Here is a 6,684-nt window from a genome sequence, read left to right on the forward strand (position 1 = left end):
AAAGGTCGTCTGAAACCGGTTTCAGACGACCTTCCCCTATCGTTTTCCGCTAAAATACCCGTCTCTTTTTTCTTCATAACCATCTTCAATGTCCCAGCGCAAAATCATCCATATCGACATGGACGCGTTCTACGCATCGGTAGAACTGCGCGAGCAGCCGCATTTGAAAGGACTGCCCGTGGTCGTTGCGTGGGAGGGCGCGCGTTCGGTGATTTGCGCCGCATCGTATGAGGCGCGGCAGTTCGGGCTGCATTCCGCGATGTCGGTGGCGACGGCGAAAAGGCTGTGTCCGCAAGCGGTGTATGTGCCGCCGCATTTCGATTTGTACCGTCAGGTTTCCGCGCAGATTCATGCCGTATTCAGACGCTATACTGACTTGATCGAACCCTTGTCGCTGGACGAAGCCTATCTTGATGTGACCCATAATTTCAAAAACATCCCCTACGCCAGCGAAGTTGCCAAAGAAATTCGCGCCTCTATTTTTGCAGAAACCGGCCTGACTGCTTCCGCAGGCATCGCACCGAATAAATTTCTGGCAAAAATCGCGTCGGATTGGCGCAAGCCGAACGGACAGTTCGTCCTGCCGCCACACAAAGTCATGGCGTTTTTGGAAACCCTGCCTTTGGGCAAAATCCCCGGCGTGGGCAAAGTTACGTTGAAAAAAATGCAGTCGCTGGGTATGCAGACGGCAGGCGATTTGCGCCGTTTCGAGCGCGGCGAACTGTTAAACCATTTCGGACGCTACGGCTACCGCCTCTATGATTTGGCGCGCGGTACGGACGAACGCCCCGTCAAAGCCGAACGCGAACGCCTCCAAATCTCCACCGAAATCACCCTGCCCGAAGACCTGTCGCTCGAACAGGCAGGCGGACACCTGCCCCACCTTGCCGAAGACCTATGGCGGCAAATCGAGCGAAAAAACGTCGAAGCCAAAGGCGTAACCCTCAAGCTGAAAACCCACGATTTCCGCATCATCACCCGCTCCCTGACCTACTCTTCCGTCCTGCCCGATATCGACGCCCTGCTTTGCGCCGCGCAAACCCTGATGCAGCGCGTACCGCCCCAGCGCGAAGACGCCTTCCGCCTCATCGGCATAGGCGTGAACCACCTCGTGCCGAAAGACCAGCAGCAATCGCTTTGGTTATAAAGAAATAGAAAAGCATTCTTTCCCCATCACGCGAGACCGCCCGACAATAATGTTCCGAACAAACTTTCAGACGACCCCTTTTTGCCGCAAGAGAGGTCGTCTGAAAACAAAAATCAAGGAACAAGCCAACCATGTCCCTCTTCCGCCCCCAGCTTTGGCGCATCCCGACAACAGGCGAAGCCGAACGGTGCCGGCTGCCCGAGTTGACCGCCACGCTCGAAACTCGCCTCAAACACATCGCCCGCCACTATCCGCAAGCCGTTTTCGCCTCCAGCCTTGCCGTCGAAGACATGATCGTTACCGACGCCATCTGCCGCCTGAAACTTCCCCTGCGCATCATCACCCTCGACACCGGCAAGCTCAATCCCGAAACCGCCGCCCTGATTACCGCCGTCAACGTCCGCTACCAAACCGAGCTGGAAGTTTTCCACCCCGATCCCGAAAGCGCGCGACAGTTTGAGCAGGAATTCGGCGCAACCGCCATGTACGACAGCGTCGAGCTGCGCCGCCGTTGCTGCCACATCCGCAAAATCGAGCCGCTCAACCGCGCCCTGAAAAACGCCCCCGCCTGGCTGACCGGACAACGCCGCAGCCAATCGGCAACCCGCAGCGGATTGGATTTCGAAGAAACCGACCACAGCCGCAACATCGCCAAGTTCAACCCCATTTTCGACTGGGACGAAAACGACGTCTGGGCATACGCGCAAGCCTACGACGTCCCGCTCAACGCCTTGTATTTTCAAGGCTACCCGAGCATAGGCTGCGAACCCTGCACCCGCCCCGTCAAAGCAGACGAAGACATCCGCGCCGGACGCTGGTGGTGGGAAAGCAAAGACAGCAAAGAATGCGGGCTGCACAAATAACCCTTGTCAGGCAAGGCAAAAGGTCGTCTGAAAAACCGAATTCAGGTTTTCAGACGACCTTTTTCACGAGTCGGCTTTCCTTAAATTTTTAAGGTGTGAAAAATAGGCATTTTCTATTTCAAATTATTATCAATTTTCAAAACGACAACATCGTTTTGAAAAAATGAATTCGCCTTAACTTCATAGCATTAACAGAATTAACCCAAGAAGGCTTGACCTAATGATTTAATATGGCTATGGTTAAATAAAAAAATAACAATAATCTACATACGCACCGCAATGCTTTTTCCCCTCCTCCTTACAGAAAGGATATTGCAATGCCCTGCTTGAACCTCACGTTGCCTCGTCTGACTGTTTTCCTGCTGTCCACCTTCACAGCATTCTCCGCCGCCGCACACGGCAGCCACACCCATTGGGGTTACACCGGACACGACTCTCCTGAAAGCTGGGGCGAGCTTTCTGAAGAGTTCCGTTTGTGCTCCACAGGCAAAAACCAATCCCCCGTCAACATCACCGAAACCGTCTCAGGCAGACTGCCCGCCATCAAAGTCAATTACAAACCGAGCGCGGTTAACGTGGAAAACAACGGCCACACCATTCAAGTCAACTACCCCGAAGGCGGCAATACCCTTAGCGTAAACGGTCGCACCTACACCCTGAAACAATTCCATTTCCACGTGCCCAGTGAAAACCAAATCAAAGGCCGCACCTTCCCGATGGAAGCCCACTTCGTCCACTTGGACGAAAACCGCCAGCCTTTGGTATTGGCAGTATTGTACGAACCTGGCAAAACCAACGACCGCCTCGCACCTATATGGAACGTGATGCCGATGAAGGAAGGAAAGGTAAACCTCGACAAAGCTTTCGACGCCGGCACCCTGCTGCCGAAACGGTTGAAATACTACCGCTTCGCCGGTTCGCTGACCACACCGCCGTGCAGCGAAGGCGTATCGTGGCTAGTGCTGAAAACCTACGACCACATCGATCAGGCGCAGGCAGAAAAATTCACCCGCGCCATCGGTTCGCACAACAGCCGCCCCGTCCAGCCGCTTAATGCGCGCGTTGTCATCGAATAAACAGTAAAGCCGTAAACGAAAAGGTCGTCTGAAAAAACCAAATTTAGGTTTTTCAGACGACTTTTTTCGCTCTTCATCACAATGTTTCCGGAACAAAGTCATCGGCTTGGGTTTCAACTCAAACCGATTTCGCCAGCAGCTCCGCTTAAAAATAACCCGCCTTTTTGCGCTCTTCCATCGCCGCTTCGGACACGCGGTCGTCCATGCGCGTGGCGCTGCGTTCGGAAATGGTGGCTGCTGCGGTTTCGGCGATGATGTCTTCGGGCGTGGCGGCGGTGCTGGCTACGGGGCAGGTGCAGGAAATGTCGCCGACGGTGCGGAAGCGCACGTCGCGGATTTGGGAAACTTCGCCTTCGCGTTTCGGCGTCAGCGGGGTAACGGGGACGAGCAGCCCGCCGCGTTCGACGACTTCGCGTTTGTGGCTGTAATAAATCGGCGGAAGCGCGAGGTTTTCGCGGGCGATGTATTGCCAGATGTCGAGTTCCGTCCAGTTTGAAATGGGGAACACGCGCATGTTTTCGCCGCTAAAGAGCCGCGTATTGTAGAGCGACCAGAGTTCGGGACGCTGGCTTTTCGGGTCCCATTGTCCGAATTCGTCGCGGAACGAAAATATCCGCTCCTTCGCCCGCGCTTTTTCCTCATCGCGCCGCGCGCCTCCCATCAGCGCGTCAAAGCCTTGTTCTTCAATGGTTTCCACCAGCGTAACCGCCTGCGCGGCGTTGCGCGAATCGGTTTCGCGGCGTAGGACGACCGTGCCTTTTTTGATGGAATCTTCGACGCTGCCGACCACCAGTTGCACGCCTGTGCGCGCTACGGTTTCATCGCGGAACTGAATCACTTCGGGGTAATTGTGTCCCGTATCGACGTGCAGCAGCTTGAACGGCAGCTTGAGCGGGCGGCCTTCGAGTTTGAACGCCTTGACCGCCAGCGCCAGCAAAACGACGGAATCCTTGCCGCCGGAAAACAGCAGCGCGGGATTTTTCGCTTCGGCGACGACTTCGCGGATGATGTAAACGGATTCGGCTTCGAGCCAATCTAAGTGGTGGTTTTGAATAGACATATTGTTCTCTTTAGCAAAACTCGGATAGGCGGTACTCTAAAGAGGTCGTCTGAAAAACGGAAAGAATGGTTTGTTTGAAGCAAAGATGATTTCGTTATATTGGCGGGGTCGTCTGAAAAGGGATTGCCGTTTTCAGACGACCCTTTGTTGTCGCGGCAATGGGAACGGCACATATAACCAAACTCGATAAGATAAGCAAAAACCATTCTTTCCGCCAAAGCCTGCGGGATTTTAAGATGGGCGGCACGATAACTTAATCAGAGAACACGCCATGAACCATTATCCCCTGTTTACCGATTTAAACGGCCGTCCTGTCCTGCTGGCGGGTGCGGGCAAAGTGGCGGAGCGCAAAGCCGAAAGCCTGTTGCAGGCAGGGGCTGCGGTCAGGGTTGTCGCCCGCGAACTCAATCCCGTTTTCCAAAAATGGGCGGATGAAGGCAAAATCGAATGGCTGGGCAGCGAATTTCACGAGGACGATTTGGACGACGTGTTTTTTGCCGTTGCCGCCACCGACGATTACGCCTTCAACCGCCGCATTTTCCAAGCGGCGGAGCAACAGGCGAAGCTCTGCAACACCGTCGATACCGCGGATTTGTGTTCCTTCACCGTCCCCGCCGTCATCGACCGCAGCCCGCTCAAAATCGCCGTTTCCAGCGGCGCGACCGCCCCTGTTTTGGCGCGCAAGTGGCGGCAAATCATCGAAACGCTCATTCCGCTGCACACCGGTCAAATGGCGGCACTCGCAGGCAAATGGCGCAACGCGGTCAAAGCCAAAATCAAAGGCACGGCAAACCGCCGCCGTTTTTGGGAAAACCTGTTCGACAGCCGTTTTAACGCGCTCGCCGCCCAAGGCAATCTCGACGCCGCCGAAGCAGAACTTGCCGCGCAGCTTGACGGTTTCGGCGCGGCAAAAGGCGAAGTCGTCCTGGTCGGCGCAGGTCCCGGCGACGCAGGGCTGCTTACCTTGCACGCTTTGCAGGCGATACAGGCGGCGGATATCGTGTTCCACGACGCTTTGGTTTCAGACGACGTCTTAAGCATGGTGCGCAAAGACGCGGACAAAATCAGCGTCGGCAAACGCGCAGGCTCGCACCACGTCCAACAAGAAGAAACCAACCGTCTCCTTGTCGAATACGCCCGCCAAGGTCTGCGCGTCGTCCGGCTCAAAGGCGGCGACCCCTTCGTTTTCGGGCGCGGCGGCGAAGAAGCCCAAGTTTTGCGGCAAGCAAACATCCCGTACCGCATCATCCCCGGCATCACCGCCGCACTGGGCGCGACCGCCTACGCAGGCATTCCCCTGACACACCGCGACTGCGCCCAAAGCGCGCTCTTCGTGACCGGACACAGCAAACACGACGGCCACCAGCCCGACTGGCGCACGCTCGCCCTCGACAACCAAACCCTGGTCGTCTATATGGGCACGCTCAAAGCCACCGAAACCGCCGAAAAACTGATGGCGCACGGACGCAGCGGCGACACACCCGTCGCCATCGTCTCCAACGGCACGCTTCCGCACCAAAGCGTCGTGACGGGTCGTCTGAAAAACCTGTCCGAGCTGGCAGAAAACGCCCCGCGTCCCGCGTTGATTGTTATCGGCGAAGTCGTTTCCCTGCGCGACGAATTGAAATGGTTTCAAGAAAACCCCGCGCAAAGCCGCCTTCACACGATGCACGAACAAGCCGCCTGAAGCGTTGTTCCAAATTATTTAAATAAACAAAAGGTCGTCTGAAAACCGAAATCCAGTTTCAGACGACCTTATTCAAATCCCGATTACTTGCCTGAAGCCTTTTGCAACAAAGCGTACAACTCGTCTTTCAGTTTCAATTTGGCTTTTTTCAGCTCTTCAATCTCATCAGCACCGCTGGTAACAGGATTATTAACCAAACCTGTAATCTTATCGTCCAACTCATTATGCTCGTCAAACAGACGGGCGAAGTGGGCGTCTTCTTGTTTTAATTTGGAAATTAAATCGCGATATTCTGGAAACATTTTGTTTTCCTCTTTCGTTAATATGAATAAAACGGCGCAATGCCAAGAAAAGTATGTAACTGCTAGTAGTTTCATTATAACAAAGCTGCCATTTTTATCCAGCCCCTTGCCAATCAAACCCTGCATTGCATCAAATTTATCCGGCAGCCCGAAGCTGGAAAATCTGATTTGATCAGAACAAAACAAATCCGATTTCAATCGTCTGAAAGACAGAGATTTGATGGATTAAAAATTTCCTATTCCACAGATAATTTTTCAGAGATAACCATCAAAAAGTAAATGGTTACAGACGGTTTAAATAAGGAAAACACCGTCTGGTTTCGACATATAAGTTAACTGAAGATGGCTGGGCCTGCACCTCTACATCTGCTCCCTCGGCTACGGGTTTCAACACGCAGTCGCCTGAAGGCGGCTGTTCCGCCGCGCCATGAAGATATAGTCGTTGTAAACCTGTTTCAACACGCAGCCGCCCGAAGGCGGCTGGATTCGCCACCGCCACCGTCGCCGTCGTCTTGCCGTTTTAACACGCAGCCGCCCGAAGGCGGCTGG

The 6,684-nt window shown here is 54.4% G+C and carries 6 protein-coding genes; 4 read left to right on the forward strand and 2 right to left on the reverse strand.

The window, feature by feature from the left end:
• The first annotated feature begins 88 nt into the window (after positions 1-88).
• From dinB to cah, 3 genes are all read left to right on the forward strand, one after another.
• Positions 89-1,147 (forward strand): DNA polymerase IV, encoded by a 1,059-nt coding sequence (dinB, locus tag AC5M9B_RS09250; protein ID WP_070656801.1) that lies wholly within the window; start codon positions 89-91, stop codon positions 1,145-1,147.
• 131 nt (positions 1,148-1,278) lie between these two features.
• A complete protein-coding gene (locus AC5M9B_RS09255) occupies positions 1,279-2,010 on the forward strand; it encodes a phosphoadenylyl-sulfate reductase (RefSeq protein WP_070656802.1) in 732 nt (243 codons plus the stop codon).
• 317 nt (positions 2,011-2,327) lie between these two features.
• Positions 2,328-3,086 (forward strand): carbonic anhydrase, encoded by a 759-nt coding sequence (gene cah / locus AC5M9B_RS09260; protein WP_070656803.1) that lies wholly within the window; start codon positions 2,328-2,330, stop codon positions 3,084-3,086.
• Between the two features lie 145 nt (positions 3,087-3,231).
• Here the strand turns inward: cah and cysD are convergent, their stop codons facing one another.
• The gene (cysD, locus tag AC5M9B_RS09265; RefSeq protein ID WP_003742314.1) at positions 3,232-4,146 is read right to left on the reverse strand and encodes a sulfate adenylyltransferase subunit CysD; all 915 of its coding nucleotides are present in this window, start codon (positions 4,144-4,146) and stop codon (positions 3,232-3,234) included.
• 271 nt (positions 4,147-4,417) lie between these two features.
• Between cysD and cysG the strand changes: the two genes are divergently transcribed.
• Positions 4,418-5,833, forward strand: a complete 1,416-nt coding sequence (cysG, locus tag AC5M9B_RS09270) for a siroheme synthase CysG (protein ID WP_487648540.1) — start codon at positions 4,418-4,420, stop codon at positions 5,831-5,833.
• A gap of 83 nt (positions 5,834-5,916) precedes the next feature.
• Here cysG and AC5M9B_RS09275 read toward each other — a convergent pair whose 3' ends face one another.
• Positions 5,917-6,135, reverse strand: coding sequence for an HP1242/YdcH family protein (locus tag AC5M9B_RS09275; protein ID WP_029609831.1), 219 nt, complete (start codon positions 6,133-6,135; stop codon positions 5,917-5,919).
• Positions 6,136-6,684: the final 549 nt, after the last annotated feature.

Source organism: Neisseria flava (genome assembly GCF_982712965.1).